The sequence below is a fragment of the Loktanella sp. F6476L genome, from assembly GCF_023015725.1.
Taxonomy (GTDB): Bacteria; Pseudomonadota; Alphaproteobacteria; order Rhodobacterales; family Rhodobacteraceae; genus Yoonia.
Map to the genome: position 1 here is coordinate 457,466 of NZ_JALKAR010000002.1, position 23,894 is coordinate 481,359.

The 23,894-nt window shown below is 50.2% G+C and carries 29 protein-coding genes; 11 read left to right on the forward strand and 18 right to left on the reverse strand.

Annotated elements, in window-relative coordinates; all coding sequences use genetic code 11:
* Positions 1-144 precede the first annotated feature (144 nt).
* Positions 145-2,280, reverse strand: a complete 2,136-nt coding sequence (gene pnp / locus MWU61_RS07555; RefSeq protein ID WP_247127675.1) for a polyribonucleotide nucleotidyltransferase — start codon at positions 2,278-2,280, stop codon at positions 145-147.
* Positions 2,281-2,510: 230 nt separating this feature from the next.
* Between pnp and MWU61_RS07560 the strand changes: the two genes are divergently transcribed.
* Complete coding sequence (locus MWU61_RS07560) at positions 2,511-2,921, forward strand: hypothetical protein (protein ID WP_247127676.1); 411 nt, start codon at positions 2,511-2,513, stop codon at positions 2,919-2,921.
* 84 nt (positions 2,922-3,005) lie between these two features.
* Positions 3,006-3,146: a hypothetical protein gene (locus tag MWU61_RS07565; protein ID WP_247127677.1), complete on the forward strand. Its 141-nt coding sequence runs from the start codon at positions 3,006-3,008 to the stop codon at positions 3,144-3,146.
* Here MWU61_RS07565 and MWU61_RS07570 read toward each other — a convergent pair.
* The 4 genes from MWU61_RS07570 to fliF are packed head-to-tail and all read right to left on the reverse strand — an operon-like array spanning position 3,143 to position 6,342.
* Positions 3,143-3,871, reverse strand: a complete 729-nt coding sequence (locus tag MWU61_RS07570) for a flagellar type III secretion system pore protein FliP (RefSeq protein ID WP_247127678.1) — start codon at positions 3,869-3,871, stop codon at positions 3,143-3,145. The genes MWU61_RS07565 and MWU61_RS07570 overlap by 4 nt on opposite strands.
* Position 3,872: 1 nt before the next feature.
* Positions 3,873-4,169: a FliM/FliN family flagellar motor C-terminal domain-containing protein gene (locus MWU61_RS07575; RefSeq protein ID WP_247127679.1), complete on the reverse strand. Its 297-nt coding sequence runs from the start codon at positions 4,167-4,169 to the stop codon at positions 3,873-3,875.
* Between the two features lies 1 nt (position 4,170).
* Positions 4,171-4,734: a hypothetical protein gene (locus tag MWU61_RS07580; protein WP_247127680.1), complete on the reverse strand. Its 564-nt coding sequence runs from the start codon at positions 4,732-4,734 to the stop codon at positions 4,171-4,173.
* On the reverse strand, positions 4,735-6,342 hold the full coding sequence (gene fliF / locus MWU61_RS07585) for a flagellar basal-body MS-ring/collar protein FliF (protein WP_247127681.1): 1,608 nt from the start codon (positions 6,340-6,342) through the stop codon (positions 4,735-4,737).
* A gap of 126 nt (positions 6,343-6,468) precedes the next feature.
* Between fliF and MWU61_RS07590 the strand changes: the two genes are divergently transcribed.
* The 8 genes from MWU61_RS07590 to MWU61_RS07625 are packed head-to-tail and all read left to right on the forward strand — an operon-like array spanning position 6,469 to position 14,610.
* A complete protein-coding gene (locus tag MWU61_RS07590; RefSeq protein ID WP_247127682.1) occupies positions 6,469-6,963 on the forward strand; it encodes a flagellar basal body-associated FliL family protein in 495 nt (164 codons plus the stop codon).
* A gap of 11 nt (positions 6,964-6,974) precedes the next feature.
* Entirely contained in the window at positions 6,975-7,331 is a 357-nt protein-coding gene (locus MWU61_RS07595; protein WP_247127683.1) for a hypothetical protein, read from the forward strand.
* Positions 7,328-7,924, forward strand: a complete 597-nt coding sequence (locus tag MWU61_RS07600; RefSeq protein WP_247127684.1) for a hypothetical protein — start codon at positions 7,328-7,330, stop codon at positions 7,922-7,924. Before MWU61_RS07595 ends, MWU61_RS07600 begins: the two co-directional genes overlap by 4 nt.
* 31 nt (positions 7,925-7,955) lie before the next feature.
* Positions 7,956-8,825, forward strand: coding sequence for a flagellar motor stator protein MotA (gene motA, locus MWU61_RS07605; protein ID WP_247127685.1), 870 nt, complete (start codon positions 7,956-7,958; stop codon positions 8,823-8,825).
* Positions 8,825-10,660, forward strand: coding sequence for a hypothetical protein (locus tag MWU61_RS07610; protein WP_247127686.1), 1,836 nt, complete (start codon positions 8,825-8,827; stop codon positions 10,658-10,660). The genes motA and MWU61_RS07610 overlap by 1 nt, the downstream gene beginning before the upstream one ends.
* Before the next feature lie 30 nt (positions 10,661-10,690).
* The gene (locus MWU61_RS07615; RefSeq protein ID WP_247127687.1) at positions 10,691-12,775 is read left to right on the forward strand and encodes a flagellar biosynthesis protein FlhA; all 2,085 of its coding nucleotides are present in this window, start codon (positions 10,691-10,693) and stop codon (positions 12,773-12,775) included.
* Complete coding sequence (locus MWU61_RS07620; protein ID WP_247127688.1) at positions 12,772-13,548, forward strand: flagellar biosynthetic protein FliR; 777 nt, start codon at positions 12,772-12,774, stop codon at positions 13,546-13,548. The genes MWU61_RS07615 and MWU61_RS07620 overlap by 4 nt, the downstream gene beginning before the upstream one ends.
* Positions 13,549-14,610, forward strand: coding sequence for a flagellar type III secretion system protein FlhB (locus tag MWU61_RS07625; RefSeq protein WP_247127689.1), 1,062 nt, complete (start codon positions 13,549-13,551; stop codon positions 14,608-14,610).
* Positions 14,611-14,981: 371 nt separating this feature from the next.
* On the opposite strand, the gene MWU61_RS07630 is transcribed toward MWU61_RS07625, so the two are convergent.
* Genes MWU61_RS07630 through MWU61_RS07670 form a run of 9 tightly spaced genes read right to left on the reverse strand, consistent with a single transcriptional unit; the run spans position 14,982 to position 19,503 of the window.
* Positions 14,982-15,488: a flagellar basal body-associated protein FliL gene (locus MWU61_RS07630; protein WP_247127690.1), complete on the reverse strand. Its 507-nt coding sequence runs from the start codon at positions 15,486-15,488 to the stop codon at positions 14,982-14,984.
* Positions 15,489-15,497: 9 nt separating this feature from the next.
* A complete protein-coding gene (flgH, locus tag MWU61_RS07635; RefSeq protein WP_247127691.1) occupies positions 15,498-16,241 on the reverse strand; it encodes a flagellar basal body L-ring protein FlgH in 744 nt (247 codons plus the stop codon).
* Positions 16,228-16,644, reverse strand: a complete 417-nt coding sequence (gene flgA / locus MWU61_RS07640) for a flagellar basal body P-ring formation chaperone FlgA (RefSeq protein ID WP_348645575.1) — start codon at positions 16,642-16,644, stop codon at positions 16,228-16,230. Before flgA ends, flgH begins: the two co-directional genes overlap by 14 nt.
* Positions 16,641-17,426, reverse strand: coding sequence for a flagellar basal-body rod protein FlgG (flgG, locus tag MWU61_RS07645; RefSeq protein WP_247127692.1), 786 nt, complete (start codon positions 17,424-17,426; stop codon positions 16,641-16,643). The genes flgA and flgG overlap by 4 nt, the downstream gene beginning before the upstream one ends.
* A gap of 12 nt (positions 17,427-17,438) precedes the next feature.
* A complete protein-coding gene (locus MWU61_RS07650) occupies positions 17,439-18,155 on the reverse strand; it encodes a flagellar hook-basal body complex protein (protein WP_247127693.1) in 717 nt (238 codons plus the stop codon).
* 2 nt (positions 18,156-18,157) lie between these two features.
* The gene (locus MWU61_RS07655; RefSeq protein ID WP_247127694.1) at positions 18,158-18,427 is read right to left on the reverse strand and encodes a flagellar biosynthetic protein FliQ; all 270 of its coding nucleotides are present in this window, start codon (positions 18,425-18,427) and stop codon (positions 18,158-18,160) included.
* A complete protein-coding gene (gene fliE / locus MWU61_RS07660) occupies positions 18,427-18,711 on the reverse strand; it encodes a flagellar hook-basal body complex protein FliE (protein WP_247127695.1) in 285 nt (94 codons plus the stop codon). Before fliE ends, MWU61_RS07655 begins: the two co-directional genes overlap by 1 nt.
* A gap of 12 nt (positions 18,712-18,723) precedes the next feature.
* A complete protein-coding gene (flgC, locus tag MWU61_RS07665) occupies positions 18,724-19,116 on the reverse strand; it encodes a flagellar basal body rod protein FlgC (protein ID WP_247127696.1) in 393 nt (130 codons plus the stop codon).
* 3 nt (positions 19,117-19,119) lie between these two features.
* Positions 19,120-19,503, reverse strand: coding sequence for a FlgB family protein (locus MWU61_RS07670; RefSeq protein WP_247127697.1), 384 nt, complete (start codon positions 19,501-19,503; stop codon positions 19,120-19,122).
* Positions 19,504-19,585: 82 nt separating this feature from the next.
* On the opposite strand from MWU61_RS07670, the gene MWU61_RS07675 reads away from it, so the two are divergent.
* Entirely contained in the window at positions 19,586-20,908 is a 1,323-nt protein-coding gene (locus MWU61_RS07675) for a FliI/YscN family ATPase (RefSeq protein WP_247127698.1), read from the forward strand.
* 9 nt (positions 20,909-20,917) lie between these two features.
* Here the strand turns inward: MWU61_RS07675 and MWU61_RS07680 are convergent, their stop codons facing one another.
* The 4 genes from MWU61_RS07680 to MWU61_RS07695 form a co-directional block, all read right to left on the reverse strand.
* On the reverse strand, positions 20,918-21,709 hold the full coding sequence (locus MWU61_RS07680; protein WP_247127699.1) for a DUF1217 domain-containing protein: 792 nt from the start codon (positions 21,707-21,709) through the stop codon (positions 20,918-20,920).
* Positions 21,706-22,110 (reverse strand): flagellar biosynthesis repressor FlbT, encoded by a 405-nt coding sequence (gene flbT / locus MWU61_RS07685; RefSeq protein ID WP_247127700.1) that lies wholly within the window; start codon positions 22,108-22,110, stop codon positions 21,706-21,708. The genes MWU61_RS07680 and flbT overlap by 4 nt, the downstream gene beginning before the upstream one ends.
* On the reverse strand, positions 22,111-22,485 hold the full coding sequence (flaF, locus tag MWU61_RS07690) for a flagellar biosynthesis regulator FlaF (protein WP_247127701.1): 375 nt from the start codon (positions 22,483-22,485) through the stop codon (positions 22,111-22,113).
* A gap of 99 nt (positions 22,486-22,584) precedes the next feature.
* A complete protein-coding gene (locus MWU61_RS07695; RefSeq protein WP_247127702.1) occupies positions 22,585-23,844 on the reverse strand; it encodes a flagellin in 1,260 nt (419 codons plus the stop codon).
* Between the last annotated feature and the right edge of the window lie 50 nt (positions 23,845-23,894).

Sequence of the window (23,894 nt, forward strand, 5' to 3'; positions counted from 1 at the left end):
CAGAATGCCCAATATCATGAGGATCCAAATTCTTATTCGCATCAAAAGCCCTTTCAAATTTAGGACAAACTAGCGGGAACAAGTAAACAAACAAAAAAGCCCCGATGAACACATCGGGGCTTTTTCAAATCTTTCAGAGAAGGATTACTCTTCAGCAGCTTCTTCTTTTGTGATCTCTTTACCAGTTTCCTGATCAACCATTTTCATAGCCAAACGGACTTTACCGCGATCATCAAAGCCGAGCAGTTTCACCCAAACTTCTTGACCTTCCTTCAGAACGTCAGATGGGTGGTTCAGGCGACGGTTTTCGATCTGAGAGACGTGCACAAGGCCGTCACGCTTACCAAAGAAGTTCACAAACGCGCCGAAATCGACGAGCTTCACAACTTTACCTTTGTAGATCACGCCTTCTTCTGGCTCAGCCACAATGGAATGGATCATGTCGTAGGCCTTTTTGATGGCCTCCGCATCGTTGGACGCCAGTTTGATGATACCGTCGTCGTTGATGTCCACTTTCGCGCCAGATGTCTCAACGATTTCACGGATCACTTTACCACCAGAACCGATCACTTCACGGATCTTGTCGGTTGGGATCTGCATCGTTTCGATCTTTGGTGCGTGTACGCCCAGATCTTTCGCGCCTGTCAGCGCTTTGCCCATCTCACCGAGAATGTGCAAACGGCCAGCTTTCGCCTGTGCCAGCGCCTTGGACATGATTTCCGGCGTGATACCTGCGATTTTAATGTCCATCTGCAAAGATGTGATACCGTTTTCAGTACCCGCCACTTTAAAGTCCATGTCGCCGAGGTGATCTTCATCACCCAAGATGTCGGACAGGATCGCGTAATCGCCATCGTCTTCCATCACCAGACCCATTGCAACACCAGCAACTGGTGCTTTCAATGGAACGCCTGCGTCCATCATGGACAAAGACCCACCACAAACGGACGCCATTGAAGACGACCCGTTGGATTCAGTGATCTCTGACACCAAACGGATAGTGTATGGGAAATCAGTTGCGGACGGCAGAACAGCCTGCAACGCACGCCAAGCCAATTTACCGTGGCCGATTTCACGACGACCCGGGCCACCAACACGACCAACTTCGCCAACAGAATACGGTGGGAAGTTATAATGAAGCATGAAGTTCGACTTATACATACCAGTCAATGAGTCGATCATCTGCTCATCGTCGCCAGTACCAAGCGTCGTCACAACAAGACCCTGTGTTTCACCGCGTGTGAACAAGGCAGAGCCGTGTGTCCGTGGCAGGATGCCTGTCTCGGAAACGATCGGGCGGATCGTGTCGAGAGCACGACCGTCGATGCGCTTGCCGTTTTTGACAACGTCACCGCGCAGAACCGCAGATTCCAGCTTCTTCAGGGCAGCGCCCAGATTGCCGTCTTCTTGCTGCTCTTCAGACAAAGATGCGATGATATCGTCCTTGGCGGCAGAAACTGCACCAGTCCGTTCTTGCTTGTCCGTGATCGCGTAAGCGGCACGCATTTTGTCTTCGCCAGCGGCTTTGACAGCGTTGAACAGGTCTGAATAGTCTTCAGGCTGGAAATCGAATGGCTCTTTTGCACATTCTTCGGCCAGATCGATGATCAGGTCGATAACAGGCTGAATGCTTTCGTGGGCGAATGTCACCGCGCCAAGCATTTCTTCTTCGGTCAATTCGTATGCTTCGGATTCAACCATCATCACGGCGTCTTTTGTGCCGGCAACAACGAGATCCAAACGCTGCTCTGGGTTCAGGCGCAGGTTGTGCATATCGTCGATTTCTGGGTTCAGGATGTATTCACCATCCTCAAAACCGACGCGACACGCAGCAATCGGGCCGCGGAATGGTGCACCGGAAATGGTAAGTGCCGCGGATGCCGCGATCATCGCAACCATGTCCGGGTCGTTAACCAGATCGTGGGACAGCACAGTACACATCACCAGAACTTCGTTTTTGAAGCCGGGGACGAACAACGGGCGAATTGGACGGTCGATCAAGCGGGATGTCAGCGTCTCTTTTTCAGTTGGACGCGCTTCACGCTTGAAGAAGCCACCAGGTACTTTACCGGCAGCATAGTATTTTTCTTGATAATGTACGGTCAGCGGAAAGAAATCCTGACCAGGCTTTTGCTTGCGTGCAAATGTGACGTTCGCCATCACAGATGTTTCGCCAAGCGTCGCAATGACAGAGCCGTCAGCCTGACGCGCAACCTTGCCGGTTTCGAGAGTGAGCGTTTCTTCGCCCCACTGCATCGATTTTTTTACTTCGTTAAACATATATGTTTTCCTTTTGGCCCGATGGGGCCTTTTGCGTAGGGGGCGTATTCCCCCTCAATCCGGTATCTTCTTTTGTCGGCGCTGGACTGCGGGCGCCGGTCTTCCAAGATGGGCGGGCCATACACTGGATTGACCCGATTGGGAAGCATTATGGGTTTTCAGACCATGAAAGAGATGCAACAACCCATCAACACACGCGCCAAACCCGCAAAATTGCCGATGATCTGTCCTTGGACCACATGGCGCTGCCGCGCAAAAATGCAGACACGGACCAGCAGGAACTGTTTTTGCGGCGCGGCGGGCATTGCCATGGTGACAGTAACGTCAAATTCCACCCCAGTGTCCGGCCGCTCGCGCGCGAACACGTCTTCGTCGGTGGGTTGGGGGGCGAAATCGGGCGGGCCTTTCTTTGGCGTGATACCGACACTGCCGATCTAAATGTTTCGACTGAATTGTTGGTAACACGCTTTGGCCTACGCAGGTCCGATAAAGCCGCTGCGGCGCTTAACGCTTGGTTGACGGAGTTCAAGACCGAAATCGGAACGAACGGTTTAGATATTCTAGACCTCGCATACATAGAAAATCGCATGGGACCTTGGGCGAATGTCCAATTCTGCGCGGACCCAACTGTTGTGCGCTAAGCTGCTATGTTCACCTATGAAACCTCGGCGTTGATGCGCGGCCTACCTGCCGACCGGAAACGAAGTGGGACTTTAGGGATCGCTATGATCCAACGGTTGTGGCCGGAGCTAAGCCAGTACCCCTACAATTCCCTCGGCCCAGTGCGCGACATTTGGGTGAAAATTCAACGGGTCATCGCCAATCCAGCCATGGTCGCCAAAAAACTACGACAACTGAAACGCTAAACCCCATAGCTTTGAACAAGTCCCATTGAAAGTAAGCTCCACCCGTCCGCCACAACAAAAAACGACAGTTTAAAGGGAAGCGAAACGATTGCGGGCGGCACCATCATCATCCCCATCGACATCAGAATGGCCGCAACGATGAGATCGATAATCAGGAAGGGCAGAAAGATAATGAACCCGACCAGAAATGCACGCGCAAGTTCGCTCAACATAAACGACGGGATCACGACGGACAGGTTGGACTGAACGATCGGCAACGTCGGGTCAACATCTGGTCGCAGCTCAGCCATACGTTCGAAGGTTTCAGGGTTAATCCGGCCCGCCATAAAAATCTTTAACGGCTCCATTGCGCGGAAAAAGCCGGTCTCAATGTCCATAACACCATCGACGACTGGACCGACCCCCTGTTCCCAAGACGCAATGAAAACGGGCTCCATAACAAAATAGGTCATGAATAACGCAAGGCTGACCATCATCATATTTGGGGGCGACTGCTGCAAACCAATCGCTTGTCGCAAAATGGCGAAGACGGTGACGAAGAATGGAAAGCAGGTCACCATAATTGCGATGCCCGGCACCAAACTGAGCACGGTGATCAAGACTAACAACTGGATCGACCGCGACGCCAGAGAGGTATCGTCGCCCAGTGTTATCGAAAAATCTTGCGCGACTGATGGCGACGCCCAAAAAGCGATACACAGTAACGTAATGCAAAAAAACCGCACGTTATTCCAACTCGTCGTTGTGAACGGCGACCTCTGTCAGCCGCACCGCAAGTTGCCCCGGTTCACCGCCCTCCAGTTCTTGCAGTTCTCCGCGGGCAATCAGTCGATCGCCGATATAAAGCTCTACGGGATCATCAACTTTGCGATCCAGCGGTAAAACCGCATTTTCCGTTAGGTTCATCAGATCAGAGATCAGCGGCGTAGCCTTGCCGACGGAAACCGATATCTCGATTGGGATGCGTTGCAGAGGATGTACCGACGCATGTCCAGTGGTCTGTTTTTCGACAACATCTTCCATCTTATGAAGCTTCCTTCGCTGGGGTAATCAAGATTTTCGAATGATGTTTGATGGCCTCGTGTAAGGCATCAAAATCAATGGACGTTTCGTGCCCGCCACACATGAAAAACGCCGCATGTTCTGTTAAGGCCGGATCAGCTTCAATCACGACTTCGGACAAATCGAGGTCACTAATGACCGCCTGAAACACGTCAATTTGATTCGGTGGCAAGCGAAGGACAAAGGGATGCGTGCTGTCGCGTTCAATTGCGTCCTGCAAGAGTTGGCGCACCTTCAGATTTAAAGCGGGCGCAAGCAACTCAGGCAAAACCTGTTCCAAAATAGCGGTAACGTAGTTCGCTGTGCCATTCGAAAAATGCGATTGCGCCTCTTCGTACCCAAACATGCCATCGACCAGTGATTCTGCGACTTTTGCGCGTAACTGCGATTGTTCGCTCTGATGCGCCAGATTTGCTGCCTCTTGCCCATCCCGGAATCCCTCATCGTAGGTCGCAATATTTTCTGGATGCTCAGTCTGGCTCAGATGCTGTCCATCAAAGCTTTCAAGACTTAAGGATGACACCATTTATGCAGGTTCCTTCCGCTCAGGATCGTCCATCCAATTTTCAAGAATTTGCAGCGTTTCAGTCTCCCGATCCGTGATCATTTCCTGCAATCTTGTGACTGGGTCATCTGCGGCGCGTCCACCCATGTCACCAAAACCTAAACCGTCGTCGCTTGGCCCTTCGATCGACATCATGTCCGGAAAGGCGGACATCATTTGTGGGCCATCGTCTTCAACGAAACTGGTACTTTCTGCCCCTTCATCAGGCGGTGGCAAGGCTGCCATGCCCGACTTTGGTGACAAAATTGGTTTCACGACAAACAACCCGAGGATCAGCGCAACTGCGGCCAAAACCCCGATTTGGATGAGTTGCATCATGTCTAACGAAGAAGACGAAGTACTGTCGGCAAATACTTCTGTCCCTAATTCAGGGATCGGCTCAAATGGCATCGATCGCAAAGTGATTTGGTCACCCCTTGCCTCATCAAAACCGACGGCGGACGTTACCAATTCTTGTAGATCAGCCAATTCTTCGTCCGACCGCGGTTCAACTGTTGTGGTTCCATCAGGGTTCTTGATCACCGCATCATTGATCAATACCGCTACAGTTAGGCGCTTAACCGCTCCCGGCAGTCGCCTGATTTCCCTTTGCGTTTCAGAGACTTCAAAATTTGTGAGCGCGCGTGTTTCGCTATTTTCATTATTGGCGGTTCCGCCGCCGGCGGCGTCACCGTCTGGAAGATTGGATGCAACTGTTACATCCCCACCGCGGGAATCTTCCGATTTTTCAGCGCTTTCCTGAACCTCTGTACTAATCGCTACGCGGCTGTCAGGATCCACCGTGCGCTCGGATATCGTCTCAGAATCAGTGACTGTTTCCATTGTGAGTTCGACAACCGCATTCCCTGCCCCCACCCTCGCCAACAATAGCCTTTCGGCTCGCGCACGAAGAATATCAGCTTGCTCATTATCCGCGGCGGCGCCGGGCAAATCATCGGCACCTGACAGAAGCCCCGCAGTAGCGTCAATAATTGCGACATTTTCAGGAACCAAGCCACTGACAGCAGAGGCAACGAGGTACTGAAGTGCCTTGACTTGATTGGCGGAAATTATCCCTGTGGATGACTGCACAGTCACTGCAGCGCTTGGTGGTTCCGATCGTTGAAATGATCGCGTCGACGCAGAGGAAATATGAACTCTCGCGCTACGGAAGCGCGGGTTCGCAACAATTGTACGCGCAAGTTCCCCTTCTTTTGCCCGCCAGTATGTCGCATCGAACATTTGGGACGTTGTCGAAAACCCGCTGAGATTGTCTAACAATTCGTACCCGTTGACTCCACTGACCGGTAAACCCTGCCCCGCCAGAACAAGTCTAAGCGAATCGCGCGCGGTCGTTTCGACATAGATCGCCCCACCGCGCACTTCGTATATGACACCTTGTTGGTCAAGCGCGGTTAGCACGTCACCTGCCGCGCTTGGTTCTAGGCCCCCGAACAACAGTGACATGTCTCGCGCGCCAGGGGATTGCACAAGAAACAAGACAACCAAGAACACACCGATACTCGAGCCAATCGCCGCGACCCGCTGCCCGATGCTCAACCGATTCCAAACGTCGAGTAAATTTTGCAAATCAGTTCTCCGATCAAACAGAGGCCTTCTGCCTCCAACAATCGATTGATTGCATGCAAACAATTAATAACGAGTTAGGGCTTCTTTGGTTAAATCGCGTCAAGAGACATTTAATGGAGTCGCAACATGACCGACGCTGCCGAACTAGAGGTGCCACCACCGCCCAAAAAAACGAAACTTCCGCTAATCCTAGGGTTTGTACTGTTGCTCGCGGGAGCGGGAGGGGGCTTCACCCTCGTAAAGATCGGCATCATCGGCGGAAAAACAATTGAGGCTGCCGGAGATTCTACAGAAACTTCGGATATTCCGCCCGAAAGCGAAGATGTGGCCTTCGTCCCATTAGACCCCATGGTAATTACACTATCCAGCGGGTCGGACAGGCAATTACTCCGTTTTACCGCCCAGCTAGATGTCAATCCAGCCGCAGTAGAGGAAATCGAGAAAATTAAGCCGCGAATTATCGACATCTTAAACGGTTATTTAAGAGCTTTAGAAGTAGAAGATATCGAAGCACCAGCTGCGCTGATCAAAATTCGCTCGCAGATGTTGCACCGCGTCAGAATCGTTGCCGGCGAAAACCGCGTCAATGACTTACTGGTAATGGAATTTGTACTTAATTAGGGGGCGCCAGAATGGCCTTCATATCAGATATACTATTGTCTGCAGGCGCATTTGGCGTTGCCATTTATTGCATGATCCTATCACGAAGGTTGCGCCGGTTCACAAGCCTTGAAAGCGACATCGGAAAAGCAATAAAAACGATGTCGGTCCAAATTAGTGAACTGAACCTATCGTTACGCCGGGCACAAGAGAATGGAAATCAATCAGTTCGGCGATTAAACGCAGGCAGTCAGAGGGCGGAAGAAGCCGCCAAGCATTTAGAATTACTTGTTGCATCGCTTCACAGTTTGCCATCGGCGGAGAAGCATCAACAAGCGTCAAATCCATTCTTCGCACGGCGCGAACCGCAACCTGCGAGCGACGAATGAGCATTCTAAATCGAAAAAAGCACTATAGTAGTTCGCTTGGCGCACTCGCAACAATACTAATAGTATCCGGAATCGTTCGCTCCTCGGAACAGCAGTTTTTTGCATTTGCTCAAGACGCAGATATTTCCAATTTAGCTGCATCATCTAGCACAACCGAGATCATCGGTATTCCATTTAACAGCGAAGCGATTGAAACAATTCTCGCTGCCTTCGAAGTTCGTGAAGCGGATTTATTGGAACGCGAAGCAGAATTAAGAATACTAAAGGATGATCTAAGCCAATCGGAACTACGTATTTCCGAAAAAATATCAGAACTCACAATCATTGAGCAAAAACTCGCTAGCACCTTAGCACTAGCAGACACAGCTGCCGAAAATGATTTGGCGCGATTAGCGACAGTTTACGAAAACATGAAGCCAAAAGATACTGCCGCCTTGTTTTCAGAAATGGCACCCGGCTTTGCTGCTGGTTTCCTCGGGCTAATGCAAGCCGAAGCCGCGGCGGCCGTAATGACGGAACTAGAACCGGAAAATGCGCACACCATTAGCGTCATGCTTGCAGGCCGAAATGCTAATGCGTTCAATTTTGAATGACTGCCCATAACTGTAATAATGTGAGAATCTTATGATAGGACTAGTTGGCATTGTCATCATTTTCGTAATGGTGTTCGGCGGTTATCTCCTCGCAGGTGGTAAAATGGGCATTATCCTCAAATCCCTGCCATTCGAGATGATAATGATTGTGGGGGCAGCAGTTGGTGCGTTTGTCATCAGCAACGATACAGCTGGCATTAAGCATACAGCGAAAGATGTCGGAAAAGTTTTCAAAGGTCCAACCTGGAAAACAAGCGACTACCGCGATCTTCTTTGCCTTCTATTTGAGCTGCTTCGCATCGCAAGGGCAAACCCAGTTGAACTTGAAGCGCATATTGAAGATCCGACCAGTTCGGAAATTTTTGAACGGTATCCAAAGATCGCAGCTGACAAAGAAGCTATTGGCCTGATCTGCGATACCCTTCGGTCAGGGTCAATGAATTACGACGATCCTCATCAGGTCGAAGAGGTCTTGGAAAAACGCATCGATGCGACCCACCATCACAATATGCATTCGACACATGCATTACAGAGCATCGCTGACGGGCTACCTGCCCTAGGAATTGTCGCTGCTGTTTTGGGAATCATCAAAACAATGGGCTCAATTGATCAACCTCCAGAAGTCCTCGGGAAATTGATCGGTGGGGCACTTGTCGGTACATTTCTAGGTGTTTTTTTAGCCTATGGCTTAGTAGGCCCATTTGCACTTCGCGTTGGTGCGGTCATCGAGGAAGATGCCCACTTCTATCGGTTAATCCGTGAGGTACTGGTCGCAAATCTTCACCGCCATGCGCCAAATATTTGCATTGAAGTCGGGCGCCAGAATACTCCTTCGCACTTCCGTCCGTCCTTTACCGATCTCGAAGAAGCATTGAAATCTCTCAAAAAAGAAGCGTCCTAATGACTAGGTGGGCAACGGTCGCTCTACTTCTGACTGCAAGCAGTGCTTACTCAGAGGTTGTTCCGGTCATATCGGGAGATCAATCAGATTTTCCACGTTTTGTCGCAACCATACCACGTGGAACAGATTGGAAAATTCAGCAAGAACAGGGAAAATCAATAATTGAGCTTCCAGAGGGATTTCGCTTTGAACAGAAGAATCCGGACGCAATAGGCGCTGGGGAGATCTACGCGAAGCTTATTGACCGTGAGCGCCGGAATCAAATTGAGGTTAGTTTCGAGTGTGATTGTCGTATAGATGTATACGTGTACCAAGATGTTTTCTTGATAATTGATATTCTCAATGTGTTCCCCGAGATGATTGTTGAAAAAGCTACGTCAAATGGAGACATTCCAAATGGTGCATGGTGGAGAGATCTTCTGGTTGGGGCTACCCCAAATTACGAAGTTAACCAAGTCGAAGCGCCCCTCATTCAGGAACCTGATAGCGTTTATATACCTGATTTTCTTGCTCGCGAACTATCAACTGCGGCAACGTCGGGTCGTATCGAATTGCACCAGAAAAGTGATGGTGACAGAGAGCCTACCAATGCCACTGCAAACGACATCCAAACCTCAATTTTGTCACTGAACATCGGCATCGACACAACGAGTAGTGACGCGCAGGGTTTAAATCCGATCACCCCCGATACAGCCTGCAATGCCTTTAGGTCAGCAGAACTTTTTGGTTCAACAGTAGAGGAAATAGGCTTCGAGACCCTGATCGCGACACGGAAACTAGTCTTTTCTGAGACGGGAAATCCAAATGATGAAAGGATGGTTTCCCTTGCACTTCAATACCTGGAACTCGGTCTAGAAATTGAGGCGTCTCAAATCCTAGATCAAGTTAGCACCAAGACTGAAGAAGTGGAATTACTCAAGCAGATCGCAAGACTTCTACAAGACCACATTGATACGTCCGATTATTGGCAGCGAATGCAGCGATGCGAAAATTCGAATTACTTATGGTATGCATTGAGCATGAAGGGCGCGTCAGAAAATGACATAAAGAGCGATCTAGTTCTCCTATATTTTAAAGCGCTACCTAGATGGCTAAGGCAGCAGGTCACTGCACGCCTTCATGAGATGCTCATCAGGAATAACGAATACTCTTCTGCCGCTGAAATCCTCTCATTCTCCGATGTTGCCACTGAAGCCAGCGTTGAAAAAACTGACTCTGCACTCCAGAGCATCCCTACTTCCGAAATCAAGATCGCAAATAGAGATCAACCAGAGGTGATGTTAGATATTCTTGCATTTAACGGTCATCACAATGCAACGGGCATTTCAGAGGCCATTCGTTTCGAACACCAAGGTACACCACTATGGTTTGAGTTATTAGAAGCAGAAATTGTTTCGCTACTAAATTCTAAAAACTACTCCGGTGCCATCCGTAAGCTGGAAGAATTTCAACACGAGCCGTCTCAGGACAGGTCTGTAGACGGCATTGCCAACAGGGTATTTGCCGAAATTTCCCAAAATGCGAACGATACTGATTTCCTAGCGGCCTTCTTCCTTCGCGATGACTGGCCGCTAACCGAAGACACTTTAGAATTGCTATCGGACCGTATGGTTGAATTTCAGATACTCGACCAACGTGAAGTAAGCTATCAACCCGCCGCAGGAGAGAGGGAGCAAGCTGATGAACCGATCGAACTCGACCTTGATGCAGCACTAGATCCACCTTCGCCGGAAAGCTTTTCAACACTAAACAGTACGGAAATTCGCGAACTCCTCGATGATACACAAGCTCTTCGATCATCAATTCTGAGCCAACTCTCCTCAATTGACCGCTAGTCGCATTTCCTTATTCGTAGCAATAGGTTCATGATGTCCAAAAACTCATCAAACTCCACAATAGCACTTGCCTTTGTCTTGATGGGCGTCATTTGCATCATGGTTCTTCCAGTGCCGTCATGGGCATTAGACGTGGGATTGGCCGCCTCTTTCGCGCTCGCAATTCTCATGTTTACCGTAACACTTTTCATACAGCGACCGTTAGATTTTTCAGCGTTCCCAACCATCTTGCTTGGTTCGCTCATTCTCAGGCTGTCTCTCAATATCGCTTCGACAAAATTGATCATCGGCAATGGCCATACAGGAACTTCCGCCGCCGGAAATGTCATCGAAGGATTTGCGATGTTCGTAATGGGAGGGAACATCGCGCTGGGTCTGGTCGTATTTTGCGTTTTGTTGATGGTCAATTTCTTGGTTATCAACAAAGGCGCCACACGGATGGCTGAGGTCGGCGCACGATTTGCACTGGACGCCATGCCCGGGAAACAGATGGCTATCGACAGCGACCTTGCATCCGGCGCAATTACTCATGAGCAAGCCAAAGAACGGCGCGAGACCGAACAGGCCGAAACAACGTTTTTCGGATCCCTCGATGGCGCGTCAAAATTTGTAAAAGGCGATGCAATTGCGGGTCTTTTGATCACCGCTTTGAACCTCTTTGTCGGCCTCGCGATTGGCGTCTTTGGTCATCAAATGTCTCTCGCTGACGGGTTTGCGACTTACTCGATCCTAACCGTTGGTGATGGTCTCGTTTCACAGATACCCGCCGTGCTTATCTCGATCGCTTCCGCGCTGCTGCTCGCCCGCGGTGGCGCGACTGGCGCGACCGATACGACGGTACTTGAGCAACTTGGAAAACATCCTGCCGCGCTGATCTCGGTCGCTGTCCTACTTGGCTTTTTCGCACTTATTCCCGGCCTGCCTTTCGTCCCATTTCTGGCTGGTGCCATCGTCCTCGGTTTGGCGGGCGCGTCACGCTTAAAAAGTAAACGTGAAGAGAATGAGCAAATATCCAATGACCAGACAGCACCTGTGCCAGAAGCTCCCAAGCAATCCATTTCAAACCTTTTAGAAACCGATGAAATTCACATCGATTTCGCAAATGACCTCACGCCAATGGCCTTGGATCACATAACTGGCCTGGACATGAGAATAGCAAACATACGAAAACATGTCGCTCGTGAATATGGGATTCTGTTACCGGAAGTTCACCTGACCGATAATCCTATGTTACCGGAAGGTGAATACGTTATCAACTTGCTGGGTGTGCCGCACGGTCGATATCAATTGAGGCCCGATCTTCAAATGGTATTAACATCCAATTCCTATGGATTGCCAATCGTTGGTGAAGAGGTGACTGAACCTGTCTTTAACGCACCCGCGATATGGGTGGAACCAGCAAGCGCAGAAGAGGCGACTCTAAATGGCTTAACCGTTGTTCGACCCGCAGAAATATTGGCGACCCACCTGTTAGAAATTCTTAAAAAGAATTTCTCCAAAATTTTGAGCATGTCCGCCCTCCAAGAACGGCTACACGAGATGACGGTCATCGCGGACGAACGTAGAGCTGCAGCAAATAAGAAGTTTTTAGACACTATGATCCCTGAAAAAGTTTCATTGGAGTTACTCCACGGAACCACACGTTCGCTATTGGACGAAAACATATCCATTAAGAACCTTCAGCTAATCATCGAAGCCATTGCAGAGGGCCAACAATTTAGCAAAAATTGGGATAGCATTTATGAACACGTCAGAAGCCGCTTAGGCTTCCAAATTCTGGACAAGATAAAGGACGACAATGACCACCTCAATGTGGTTCAATTGGCCCAGGAGTGGGAAAAGATTTTTGCCACGTATCAAATTAATGCGGACGCGAACCAAAGAGGTGAAATCGCTCTTCCACCTCCTCTACTACAAGAACTGTTGGACAAAACATCAGAAACAATTGGGGCCGCAAGTGATTCGACGACGCAGACCGCAATTGTAACGACAAGCAAGCGGCGAAAATTTATCAGCAGTATTCTCTCGGCCAAAGGCATTTCCAACCCGGTGCTTTCTTATGATGAGATCGATCAAAACGTATCGTTAAATCTGGTTGGAGTAATCCATCCGTGATCGATCTATCGTTCATCTTCGAACTTATGGACGAAGCTGGCGCGATGAACTTGCTAGCCATTTTCGCTCGAATTTCGGCGATCGTCTTCCTGTTACCTGGTGTTTCCGCATCCTATGTACCCACCCAGTACAAGCTCGGTTTTACGATGATGCTAAGCATAACTATCGCGCCACTTGCCCTCACTGACTTTGCCGCAAGCATGCCTAGCAACGCCGGGGTCGCAGAAATCATCCTGAGCGAGGCGGTTAAGGGGCTCCTTATTGGCTTAACGATCAGGATGAGTGTATTTTCGCTCCAAATTGCCGGCACGATTATCGCTCAATCCAGCTCAATCGCTCAAATTTTTGGCGGATCCGTATCGAACGAGGCACAATCAACCGTTAGCAATATTCTGACCATTTCCGGCATCGCTGTCTTAATGCTATCTGGATTTCTTGATAAGCTAGCAGCTTTTTTCCTGCAATCGTACATGTGGCATCCGGCAAATGTACGTCCGGATGCCGGCAATGCGCTCAACATCTTGGTCCAAGCAGTATCCGAATGTTATGCGTTGGCGTTCCAACTTGCGTTGCCGTTCATGGCACTATCACTTTTTTATAACATGACCTTAGGCGCAATAAACCGCGCCATGCCTCAGTTATTAGTAAGCTTTGTTGGTGCGCCAGGCATCATCGCTGCTTCCATCGGCCTATTGGTCATTTCCGCGCGTCCAATGCTGGAAACATGGCTTGAAAGCGCATACGCTATCGCTGCGATTTCGGGCTTCCAGTGAATGGAGGACTCACACGAAAAGTCGCACCAACCAACGCAGAAAAAGCTGGACGACGCGCGGAAGAAAGGTGAAATCCCTAGATCGCAAGAGGTTGGTGTCGCGCTAACTTATCTGTCGATGATCTTGGTGCTCTTCATTTTTGGCGCAACTATCATGCAGGAAACAACAGCCACGCTCAGTACGTTTTTTTCCCCGGCCTTGCTAGAACAAATAAATGCAACGCAATCGTCCAATCACAGCGTGATTAAAGAGAAGATTCTGAGCGTTCTATCAAGAAATGCGCCATTTATACTGGGGCCACTGATCGTCATTGTTCTTATGATAGCCGTTCAAAGGTCAGCCATCTTCGTGGCGTCAAACATCGCACCGAAGCTTGATCGTATTTCACCTATTGCTGGCTTTAAGAAAAAGTTTGGTGCGAACGGAATTTTTGAGTTCCTAAAAAGCTTCATTAAACTGGTTCTATTTTCAGCGGCACTTACCGCATTGATTTTACCTTTAATAGATCACATCTCAAACTTGTCGCGACTAGGCGACCGGGCAGGCATAAACTTCATCTTCAACAAAGCGCTTATGTTGCTAATTGCGACAGGTATGATTGCGTCCGCAATCGCTGCAATTGATTACGTTTGGCAGGTTTCTCAATTTACGAAGAAGAACATGATGAGCTTTCAGGAGCTCAAAGACGAACATCGCGATGCAGAAGGGGATCCTCACTTCAAAAGTTTGCGTCGACAACGGGCTTTGGACATTGCAACCAACAGAATGATACATGATGTTCCTAACGCTGATGTGGTAATCGTCAACCCGACACATTACGCTGTTGCCCTTGAATGGAATCCAACGAAATCAAACGCACCAATTGTGGTAGCGAAGGGTATCGATGAAATCGCGTTAAAGATCAAACAAGTTGCAGAGTCCGCAGGCGTTCCAGTTCACATCGATATTCCGACAGCTCGACACCTTTCAACCATCGCGCAAATCGGCGACGAGGTGCCCGTTGACTTCTATCAGGCCGTCGCTGCCGCCATTCGTTTCGCGCAATCCGTTAAATATTATTAGATTATGATTATGAGCAAGAACTTAAGAAAAATTCTGGAAATCTCTAGGCTTCAGTATCTTAGCGACCAAAACAAGTTAAGTTTGACCATTCAACGGTGCCAGGACCTACAGGACATGAACAGTCGGCTAGATGATAGCCGTCACCTTGGCGTGCAATCTTCGACAAGCTCGACGATCCAGAACCAAAGCTTCCACTGGGGGCGTTGGATTGATCGCACGCAGGCAACAATTAACATGGAACGTTTCACCCTTACAGGACAAGAGGAAATCGCCCGAAACCGACTGAGTAAGTCCTACGGTCGGTACCTTGCAATCAAGTCCATTGCGAAAGATAATTAATACAAGGCTTATGTTGTTTAAGAGCTTTTAGATTAAGGCACCTGACGAACAACGTCCAAAATCAGAACGTCTGATACCCGACTTCCTGAGATGGATTGGGCGACAAGTAACAATTCCCGACGCAAAGTTTGCATAGTGGAAAATGCGGTGAAATTTCCATCAAATCCACCATTGTTGGCATGATTGAAAAGTGTTTGCAGGAAAGCAGCGCGCAACTTTGGCTCACCAAGCATGACCTCCTGCATCGTCCCTTCCACTACCTCTAGGCCAATTGCCAAAACGACAATGGCGCTGACTTTACCATCGATCAGCAACGGCACAATAAATTGGTTGGTTAGGTCAATATATTCGACGCCCGATACTTCTAAACTCACATCAGCTGGACTTTCTACCGCCGGCTCTTCGACACTATCCGCGCTTTCGTCTGTTGATGCTATTGCGGGTTCAGGTTCGGGGTCCGGCAATAGAAAGATTCCGGCCCCAACTCCGCCGCCTACGCCCAAAACCAAGCAAACGAGTGGTATCAAAAACAGTTTCATGAGTACCTCTTAAAACGGTAGAATAGCTTCTAGTGCCTGCTGACCATAGCGCGGTTGTTGCACGTCGGTAATCTGCCCTCTTCCTCCGTAGGAAATGCGCGCTGAGGCAATCTTGTCATATGTGATTTCATTTTGACGTGTGATGTCAGCTGGACGTACGAACCCCGTCACTAGAAGCTCTCGTAATTCAAAATTCACACGCACTTCTTGATTGCCAACGATGCTCAATACACCATTCGGCAAGACATCCACGACCGCAGCAGCGACTCTCAGCTCTAACTTTTCATTTCGGCTTACGCTTCCGTTGCCGTTTGACGAACTCTGCGAATTCACCGACACGGCACTAGCCAACGAGGCTCCTTCAGGAGCTGCATTATCGATGCGCTGCGGAAGGCCAAAAAGTTGTGGAATCCCCAAATCTTGCGAGGCAGATCTCGCGCGGTCAGATGCATTTGAAATTTCGGCACTTTCGTCGATCTCAATGACCACCGTCAAAATGTCACCGGCTTCGACAGCCCGTCGATCACCCAGCAGCGAACCTCTTTCCCTAGACCAGAGCGATGCCGACGTTACATTTCGCATGGCAGCCGGAGGAAGTCGGTTCGGGCTTGGAAACGCTGCAAACGCCGAACGTTCTTGCGTTGCGTTTGGGTTGGTAAGTGGTGGGGCGCTTGCGATTGGTGTGGATGAACATGCCGCGAAGAGAAAAAATGTGGCAAGGGCGTGCAAAATTGGAATTTTATTGCAAAACATGAGCAACACCCTCTGCATCGACTTTTGCGGTTACTAGAGAGCGCGACGCGAGGTTCATGACACGTACAATATCTCCGGGGCCCGCCCGCCCCATCGCACGGCCGTCGGTCCTAATGACCAACCCACTACGACGAAAAACAAGCTGAACCAGTTGGTTGCGCTCAACAACCGCCGGGACGCCTATATCTGAAGTCAATATCGGGCGCCCCGCGAATAGCGCTTTGCGCGCCTCCATTCCGATGACCAGATTGGGGTCTTGGATGCCGCTAGGCGCGGAAACATCTCGCAATTGTATATCATCGGCCGAAATAACCGCATTTGCAGGGATTACACGAGTAGCAACCAAGACATCTGCACTGGCAATAGAAGCATTAAAGATGAGACAGACCAACATTCTAATCATCGGATCTGCACCGTTGCGCCAAGCATCTGGTCGGCTGCAGATATGACCTTAGAGTTCAGCTCGTACCCCCGCTGGGCCTCAATCAAGTCGGTCACTTCTTTAACTGGATCGACCGAGCTTTCTTCAACGTAGCCTTGCCGGAAAGTGCCAAGACCATCGACACCCGGCGCGGAAATGGTCGGGGGACCAGATGCTGGGCTTTCTAAGAAATTGTTAGACCCGATGGCTTCAAGACCTTTAGGATTTGTGAACCCAGCGAGATTCAACTGGCCTAATTGTTCCGGTTCGACACGATCATTGAAGAATGCGTAAACTTCACCATCGGCATTGATCGAAATCGACTGGGCCTCTTGCGGAATCGTAATATTGGGGACAACCGGATAACCATCCGTTGTCACAATCAGCCCATCACCTGTGCGTTTCAGACCGCCGTCACGCGTATATGCGGCTGTCCCATTCGGGAGCGTGACCTCAAGATATCCGCGCCCCTCGATCGCAACATCTAGATCCCCGCCGGTTTGTGCGACAGTACCTTGCGCCAAGATCATCGAAACGGCTGTTGGTCGCACCCCCAAACCCATTTGAATACCTGTCGGCAGAACAGTTCCGTCCGTCGCGTTTATCGTCCCGGGTCGGGCAACCTGTTGATAATGAAGGTCAGCAAACTCCGCACGCCGCGCGTTGTAGCCAGTCGTATTCATGTTCGCGAGGTTGTTTGAAATCACTTCAACCCGAGTTTGTTGAGCCGCCATACCAGCAGCCGCAATTTGTAGTGCTCGCATCTTAATACTCCTTTAGCGACCTAACGCCTGCATGACGGCGCGGATACGCTCGTCTTCTTTGTCCAAGAAACTTTGGCCCAACTCGTAGGCGCGTTGCACTTCAATCATCCGCGCGATTTCCTGCGTGGGATTCACATTTGATCCTTCAAGAAACCCCTGAACAACTCGCGCCTCTTGTGCGGGATCAAACCCGTCCGGGGCCTCGAAACGTGTGCCGCCTTCGCGGATCAAACCAAGTGGATTCGTAGGCACGACAACACCAATCTGCCCAACCAGCTGACCACCCGCGCTGATAACCCCGTCCGCCCCGATGCCGACCGGGCCAGCACCGGTTGGAACAAACACTGGCGCACCGCCAGCATCCAGCACCGGAAAGCCATCAGCATCCACCAAGTCGCCGTTCGCATTGGGTGTAAAATGACCAGCACGAGTCAGACGTTCACCAGCCGGTGTCTGGACGAGAAAAAAACCTTCGCCTTCGATAGCCAAATCAAATGTCGCATTGCTCTGTTTCAATAGCCCTTGCGCGTCGTTGGTTTCACGAACGCGCGCGCTCGCCATCGATAGGGAGTCGTGATCATTGCTGAGTACGTTGACGTATTCGGAAAAGACTACGCCTTCCGCACGAAAACCTGTCGTAGACGCGTTCGCGATATTATTGGCAACGACACGCAATTCATTCGCCAATCCCGACTGGCGGGTAAGCGCAGCATAGGTCGCATTATCCATCACTAACCTCCGATTATGACGGGCATCAAAGTCGCCTGAAAAAAGCTAACAAGTGTTTCTGACATGAACCCCATCGTCCCCCAAAAGACCGCTACGATTGCGCCAAGTTTCGGCACAAAGGTCAGCGTCATTTCTTGAATTGACGTCAGCGCTTGGAACAGGCCAATGACAAGCCCGACCGTCAACGCAACTGTCAAAATCGGAATTGACACGACAAAGGCAGTCCAAAGGCCAGCTCTCAACGTGTCATAAAACAGGGCTTCGGACATCATCAGATCGGCATCCGCAGCAGTTCTTGATATGCCTCAACAACCTTGTCCCTCACGGCCACGACAGATTGAACGGCAAGTTCCGTCTGCGCCAAGGCCTGTACCAACGAATGGGGGTCCGCACCGGTTGTCATCGCAGAGACCGCCGTCGCTTCGCTTTGTTGCAGCGTAGAGATGAAGTCCTTTGCTGTGTCGAAAACTACGCCTCCTGCCGCAGCGGGGTCAGCGCCTGTAACGGCTTTGGTCGCAGCATAATTCTGAGCGGCGATTGTGTTTCGAATATCCATTCTGACTATTCCTTATCTTCTGAGCAAATCCATGAGTGACGTCGACATTTGTCGAACTTGGTCGAACATTTTGAGGTTCGCCTCGTAGCTGCGTTGCGCTTCACGGGCATCTGCAATTTCAATGAGCAGATTCACATTTGATCCATCGTAAAAGCCATTCTCATCTGCCAAATGATGGTTGGGGTCAAAAACGCGATTGAGGTTGCTTTGGTCGAGGCGGACGTTGCCAATTTCGACAGTTCCTTGATCAGGCCCGCGCAACGTCTCTTCGAACGATACCGTTTTTCGGCGATATCCGGGCGTATCGGTATTCGCGATGTTTTCGGAAACATGGCGCAAACGACTCGCCTGCGCTTTCATGCCACTTGATGCGACGGACATCGCTTCTGAAAAGTCATACGCCATTATCTAGCGCCCTAACGTTGCACGGATGACGGTTAGGCCGTGGCGATAAATAGCGAGCGCGCGTGAATGCTCTCGTGTGACTTCAACAGAGTGGAGCATTTCATCTTCGATCGAAACAGAGTTTCCGTTGGGTGCAGGTTCCGCAGCGGACTCTATCACTCTTGCGACCACCGCCGCTTTAGTGTCGCCGTGCAAATGATTGGATCGCGTCATCTTCATCGCGCCGACGCCGCTGTTTTTGACAGCTTCCGAAAATGACGGGACCTGCAATGCGCGAAATCCCGGCGTGTCTGCATTAGCAATGTTTTGTGCGACGACGGCCTGACGGCTTCCGGCATGTCGCGCCATTGCGCCGGATGTCTGAAATAAGTCTAGATTTTGATACATCGGGGTTCTCCCTCGTGTGACTTCAACGAAGCTTTAACGGTGATTCCTTAAAAAGAAGTTGTCTCAAATCCAAAGGATCACGATGAACAATACATTTCTCGACAACGTCGCTCACGCCATTCAGACGCTGACGCCAACGCATCCCATTGGAAGAATTGCAGAAATTAGCGGATCAGCGGTTCAAGTTTCCGGACTTTCGCAACTTGCGGGGCTTGGCGATCCGATTTCGATATTGTCGGGGGAACGGCGCGTAAATGGCGAAATCATCCGCATGACCAACGGCAAAGTTCACGTTCTCGTCGACGATGACTTAGAAGGCGTCAAATTGGGCGACCGTGTGCAACTCAATCAACCCGTCCGTTTCGCGCCTGACGACAGCTGGATCGGAAGGGTCATCGATCCAGACGGTCACCCTCTGGATGGGCTGCCGCTCGTACAGGGCACGCAAATTGCATCTTTACGTCGTGCTCCACCACCGGCACATGCCCGACGGCAAATGGGCAAACGATTAGAAACGTCGCTCGCGGTTTTTAACACCTTCTTGCCTTTAGTCAGAGGACAAAGGATCGGCCTTTTTGCAGGTTCCGGTGTCGGTAAATCGACGTTGATCGCGGATCTCGCCAGAAGTATTTCTGCTGATCTGATTGTCATCGCGCTCATAGGCGAACGCGGGCGAGAACTTGTACACTTTCTCGAGAATGTTCTTGGGCCCGAGGGGATGAAACGCGCAATCGTCGTCGCTGCGACCTCTGATAGGGCACCTCAGTTGCGGTACCGCTGCGCCCTTTCTGCAATGGCCGTTGCTGAACACTTCAGAGACAAGGGAATGCATGTAGTGCTGTTTGCCGATTCAGTGACCCGGTTTTGCGAAGCACATCGAGAAATTGCCGTTGCTGCCGGAGAACCAACTTCATTAAGAGGCTTCCCCACATCAATGGTCCCGATAGTCGCAAATCTGTGCGAAAGAGCGGGGCCCGGAACAGAAACGTCTGGAGATATTACAGCTATTTTCTCTGTATTGGTCGCCGGATCCGACATGGAAGAACCTATTGCCGATATCTTACGAGGGATTTTAGATGGTCACGTTGTGATGGAGCGAGAAATAGCAGAAAAAGGACGTTTCCCAGCGATTGACGTACTGCGGTCCGTCTCTAGATCCCTGCCCGCGGCTGCGGAACGGCATGAAAATGCCCTGATCGCAAGGGCGCGAGAACACATGAGTAACTACAAGAACGCTGAACTAATGATACAAGCTGGACTCTACGTGAAGGGCTCAGACAAAAAGGTCGATGAAGCGATTGAGTACCATGAAGGCCTCGAAACTTATCTGGCGGTTCGGGACAACCGAGGGGTTTCCCAACATTTCGACGCATTGAACCGCACGATACCCAACATCACGCCTTGAAGGTATCGTTTATTGGTTGCCCAGCAGGGTCAGCGCAATACTTCCGCTTGATATTCCGGCACCGGCACTGACTGACGATCGGATTAAGAACAAGCGTATCATTTTTTCCTGAAGCTCGTCCGAGTTGAACTCATTTACATCATCTGTTCCGAATATGGATTCAGCGCGATCTTTAAATGTCTCAAGTTGTTGATCAATATCTACGCTCGCTATTTCGCTTGGCAGACCTAAAGCAGTTTGAACTACCTCACGTAGGGGCGCATTGCCTAGTAACGAAAACCACTGCGCGTCGGTCGAACTAGCCGAAGATGTTACATCATCGATCGCCTTATCCACATTAAGAACCAATCGGAGCTGGTTATCCTGTTCTCCAACAGCGGCCTCAAAAGATTGCCGCTGATACCTGTCAATAATACTGTCGGAAACAACAGAAGTCGCCGTCAGCGGAATTGAAAAGTCGCCAAAACCAAACGCCCTCGAAAATTCGGCATATCGACTGTCCGATAACTTGTTTGCTAGCGCACCATCGTCAATTGTACCGTCTTCCAATATTTTTTGAATAAAGTACTTATTGTCAAGATCATCGGATAGTCCGAATGCGCCCAAAGCAACTGAAAGTAATTCGCGGTCATTAACTAACTGTTCCGCTGTTTGGACATCAGATATATTTTCTCTAAAATAGTCAGTGGCTCTTTTAACAGGGAAACTTTCATCAAATGTTTCCTGTTGCTGCTCCAAAGTACGTTCTAGGAATAACCATCCTGCGTAACCGCTCGTTGGAACGATAGGTTGAAAAGTCATTGCGGATGCACCGCAAGCAACCGTTCTTCCCTTGGAAGCAACGTGCGCAAGGCCTTCAATCCCCGATAAAAATCATTTTTTCTGATTGCATCTGTGGCCGCAGATAGTTGCTCCCGACTATCAGGGTCTCTCAGAGCCTGGCTAAGTTGTTCTATGCCGTTAAGAATTTGTATTTTCGCCTCGTCCACCGAGGCGTCACCAGACAAAATGAGCTGCGCGACATAACATACCCTTCGAACAGGTGTGTTAACTTCATCCGGCCGTAGCGCGTCACGAAGGCGCAATATATTTGCATTCGGGGTTAGAATTGACAGTCGACTGCGTCTATCGCCATTCTCGATGACCGCGCCGTTCACCAAAACACGTTCCTTAGGGTTAAGTTTTAATACCAGCCCGGACATCTAGTTGCCCTGCCCAATGTTCAACCCGCGCATAATCGAAGTATTGATCTCGACAAGGGCGTCAGCAGTTGCATTACCTCTCAGTACCTTCGCGGTGTGTAAATCTGTAAACTCCGCAAGGTAGTAAATTTGAGCTCTTAGCGTAGGTGTTAAATCGTTCTTCACACCTGCAACATCAGTGGCTAGCAAATTCCACAGCTTCCTATTCTTACTGAGTGCATCAACAAATGCGGGGAAATCACTTTCACGACGAACCGCAGCTAAGCGGAGCTTGGCGGTAATTTTTCCGATGACCTGCGCTTCAATACTACGCTCAGACTTCAATGGATTGTTGGTGGGGGCATAAGCCTGCCGAGCAAGTTCAACTGCGTTCACGGTAGGTCCTTCCGATACGAAACGAAGCGGCAAACGGCGCTACCGTTTCCGACTAATGAAAGGGAGGGGCGACAAATCGCCCCTCCCCGTACCATGCGTTTATCTGAATAGTGACAGAATGGACTGAGGAGCCTGGTTCGCAATTGACAACGATTGAACCGCAAGCTGTTGCTGAACCTGCAGCGCCTGCAAGCGAGCTGACGTCTCCTCCATATTCGCATCGACGAGAGCGCCAATACCCGACTTCAAGCTGTCTGAAAGCGACGAAACGAATTCACTTTGGATTTCAATACGACCTTCGGTCGAACCAAACTGAGCAGCCGCATCGATAGAAGTCTGGACGAGGCTTTCGAAAGCAGCGAGTGAAGCCTTGGCGCCATCCAACGTTGAAACATCGACCTTATCTAGCAATTCAAGCCCGCCGCCAGCTGTACCAGCCGACGTTACAGCACCAACGGCCGTTACTGCGGTCGTGCTGTTATTCGTCAGCGTCAGTGTCGCACCAGAACGAGAGAATTCAATATCCAGGCCGTCAGACTTAGCTTGGAAAGAGGCACGCGCTTCCAGTGCCTTGGCGATGTCCGTCAAGGTATCACCATCGCGCGCTACGTACTCAACATCCTCGCTCGTCCCCAATGAGGCCGCTGTCAGTTGGTAGCTATCACCCGCAAGTACGGCGTTACCACCGCGGGATGCCGCGGTATCGCCGGCAATTGTGATTGTTGCCGTGCCACCGCTTACGGCTGCAGCACCGGAAACGACCATTGCGGTCGCCGCGATATCCGTTCCTGTCCCGAGTGTTAGGGCTTGCGTCCCCAGGTCAGCTTTTTGCGCAGTGATCGTTGAGGATGCAACGCTGCCATCTGCTGACCGATCCAGCGAGGACAAGACATTCACTTCCGAACTGCCAACTTTGGCCAAGGACGTCGCCAAATCGGTGCCACCGTCCTTGTTGCCTAGCAAGTTTAGACCATTGAATTGGGCAGCGCCTGTGATCGAAGTAATCTGATCGCGAAGCGAAGCAAGATCCGCCTGGAGTTTGTCACCGTCGAAGTTTTCTTCGTTAGCGGAAATCACCTTACCTTTAATATCGTTCAGCAAGTCTGTGATTTTTTCCGCACCGTTGCGGGCCACCGCAACAGTAGATTGCCCAAGCGACAGGCTTTCGGATATCGCTTTGAAACCTTTGACGTCGGATTCCATTACTTTGGAAATCGCCCATACGGCCGAGTTGTCTTTCGCACTCGCTACGGATTTACCTGTGGAAATCGCAGATTGAGTATCAGCTAGATTGCTATTGACTGACTTCAGTGTTTGAAGTGCCACCATCGCGCTATTGTTAGTCAAAATACTGGACATATTTTTGGGCCCTTTGTTTGCGCCTTTTGCGCATGATTTAGGATTTCGAC